The following is a 2,921-nucleotide window of genomic DNA, read 5'->3' as shown; positions in this document are numbered from 1 at the left end:
ATTTTATCAAATTAACCGATTAAAAGTTTGTCTACTTTATGGGGGTCATTCCATATAGATTATCGCAGACCATACAATACACACCATACCCACGCTACAAATATGCTTTATAATAACTTGGTAACACCTGTACAACTTGCACAGCTTTTAGGTCACGCTAATACTCAAATGGTGTTTGATGTTTATGTAAATTATCTTGATACTTTTAACAATGATTTTGACAGAAGTATAAATATTTATAAGTGATTTTGGGTGTGCAAGAGTTTTTTTGATTTTTAAAAAAGTGCTTTAAAGTTCCTAAAATAGGGCTTTGTGGTGGACGAGGAGAGATTCGAACTCTCGGTACAGTTACCCGTACGCATCCTTAGCAGGGATGTGGTTTCAGCCGCTCACCCACTCGTCCTTTTGGAGGCTGCAATTATAGTCATATATAGATAATATAGAACTTAAAATTGTTCCAATATTTTTCTAACCACTTCTGAAGGGTTTTGAGAGTTGTAAATAGGACGTCCAACAACAATAAAGTCTACCCCTGCACCCTTTGCATAAGCAACGTCCGCTACTCTTTGCTGATCACCGGCATCCTCGCCAAATGGGCGAATTCCAGGGGTCAGAGTCATAAAGTTTTTATCCGTAATCTTTTTTATAGATGCACTCTCATAAGCTGAACAGACAACGCCATCAAGTCCACTCTCATGTGCATCTTTTGCAAACTGGTCTGCTTTTTTTTCGATTGAGTTCTCATAAACCTCTACAAACTCCTCTTCGCTAAAAGATGTAAGAGCCGTAACTGCTAAAACAATCGGGCGATTTTCATACTTCTGCAGCCTGCTCATAACCTCTTGCATGGCACGCTTTCCCGCGCTCGCATGAACGTTAAACATATCAACGCCTAGCCCCATAATGGACTCTGCGGCATCCGCCATCGTATTTGGAATATCGTAGAGTTTCAAATCTAAAAATATTTTAAAATCTGGATTTATCTTTTTAATATCCATTAAAAACTCTTCACCGTCGCGAATATAGCTACGAAGTCCTACTTTTAGCCAGATGTCGTACTCTTTTATTTTGTTGATTAAATCTAGATTTTCTTCTTTTGTGGGTAAATCAAGGGCTACGCAAAGTTCCATAACTACTCTTTTTTTTAGGGAAGTATAACATTTGTAAAATTAAATAATCACTCCCTTTATGAGGAGTGATTTATAACTACTTCTCTTTTGCCAGAGCTGCTATCTTCGCTACGATGCTTGGATCTTCCAGAGTAGAGATGTCTTGAGTTATCTCTTCTCCTTTTGCGATTGAGCGGAGGATTCTTCTCATAATCTTTCCTGAACGTGTTTTAGGCAAGCCTGGAACAAATACAATATGGTCACAAAGGGCAATGTTTCCAATCTCTTTTTTGATGATCTCATTCATCTCTTTCTCGATAGCTTCATAGCTATCAAAGCGGCTCTCCTCAAGAGAGTGCTTCATAACAACATAAGCAAAGATAGACTCCCCTTTAATAGGGTGCGGTCTTCCAACAACTGCAACTTCCGCCACTTCATCCTCTTTTGCCAATGCCGCTTCAACCTCGGCAGTACCCATTCTGTGTCCGCTTACATTTATAACATCATCTGTGCGTCCAGTAATGGTAATGTAGCCGTCTTCGTCATAGTTTGCACCATCGCCCGTAAAGTATACTCCTCTGCCGTTTTGCTTGACATCACCGAAATATGACTTTATAAATCTATCTTCATCTCCCCAAATCCCTCTTATCATGGAAGGCCATGGGCGCGTAATACATAAAAACCCGGTATCGCCAGGCTCTTTTTTATTGCCGTCTTTATCGACAATCTCAGCCATAATCCCAGGAAGAGGCAGAGTCGCACAACCCGGCTTAATAGGTGTAGCTCCAGGAAGCGGAGATATAACGTGTCCGCCAGTCTCAGTCTGCCAGTAAGTATCCACGATTGGGCATCTGCCCCCGCCGACCTCTTCATGATACCACTCCCACGCAGGAGGGTCAATAGGCTCACCAACTGTTCCTAAAACTTTCAGGCTTGAGAGGTCATACTTTGAGGGTTCATGTTCGCCCATATTGTGCAATACTCTTATGGCAGTAGGAGCGGTATAGAATTGACTTATTTTATAATCCTGTACCATCTTCCATGCACGTCCCGCATCCGGATATGTAGGAACACCTTCAAACATAACAGTTGTTGCTCCCATTGCAAGCGGTCCGTAAACTATGTAAGTATGCCCGGTAATCCAGCCGATATCCGCCGTACACCAGTAAGTATCGTTCTCTTTTACGTCGAACACCCACTCCATAGTCATCTGCGCCCAAAGTATGTAGCCAGCTTGATTGTGCTGTACCCCTTTTGGTTTGCCCGTACTTCCCGATGTGTATAGCAGGAAAAGCGGGTCTTCAGCATCCATCGGCTCAGGCTCACACTCGATAGGTTGATCTTTTATAAGCTCATCATATGAGAAATCTCTTCCTTCATGCCACTCTATCTTTTCGTTATTTCTCTTTACAACCAGAACTTTCTCAACTGGAGTTTCACCCTTTATAGCTTCATCAACAACTGGCTTTAGCATATAAGGCTTGCTTTTTCTATAAGCGCCGTCAGCGGTGATCACAACCTTTGCATTTGCATCTTGAACTCTGTCTCTAAGCGCTTCAGCCGAAAAACCGCCAAATACTATAGAGTGAATTGCACCGATTCTAGCACATGCAAGCATTGCGTATGCGGCTTCTGGAATCATCGGCATATATATTACGACACGATCACCCTTTTTTACGCCGAAATCGTTTTTTAACAAATTGGCAAAACGGTTTACATTGTAGTAGAGTTCAAGGTATGTGATACTCTGCTTGTCTCCTCTGTCACCCTCAAATAAAATAGCTGCTTTGTTCTTGCGACTGCCAAGATGAC

Annotated in this window: 2 protein-coding genes and 1 tRNA gene; all 3 read right to left on the bottom strand. The window is 41.9% G+C overall.

Annotation, left to right across the window (positions count from 1 at the left end; translation table 11 throughout):
* Positions 1 to 313 precede the first annotated feature (313 nt).
* Positions 314 to 403, bottom strand: a tRNA-Ser gene (locus RQ763_RS11185).
* A gap of 43 nt (positions 404 to 446) precedes the next feature.
* Positions 447 to 1,130, bottom strand: a complete 684-nt coding sequence (gene pyrF / locus RQ763_RS11180) for an orotidine-5'-phosphate decarboxylase (RefSeq protein WP_314153055.1) — start codon at positions 1,128 to 1,130, stop codon at positions 447 to 449.
* 76 nt (positions 1,131 to 1,206) lie between these two features.
* Positions 1,207 to 2,921, bottom strand: a 1,715-nt coding sequence (acs, locus tag RQ763_RS11175; RefSeq protein WP_314153054.1) for an acetate--CoA ligase, incomplete at its 5' end; no start/stop codon positions are given.

The sequence above is a fragment of the Sulfurimonas sp. genome (assembly GCF_032250635.1).
GTDB lineage: Bacteria > Campylobacterota > Campylobacteria > Campylobacterales > Sulfurimonadaceae > Sulfurimonas.
The sequence above is the reverse complement of the archived record's forward strand: the minus strand, read 5'-3'. Positions and strand labels throughout refer to the sequence as shown.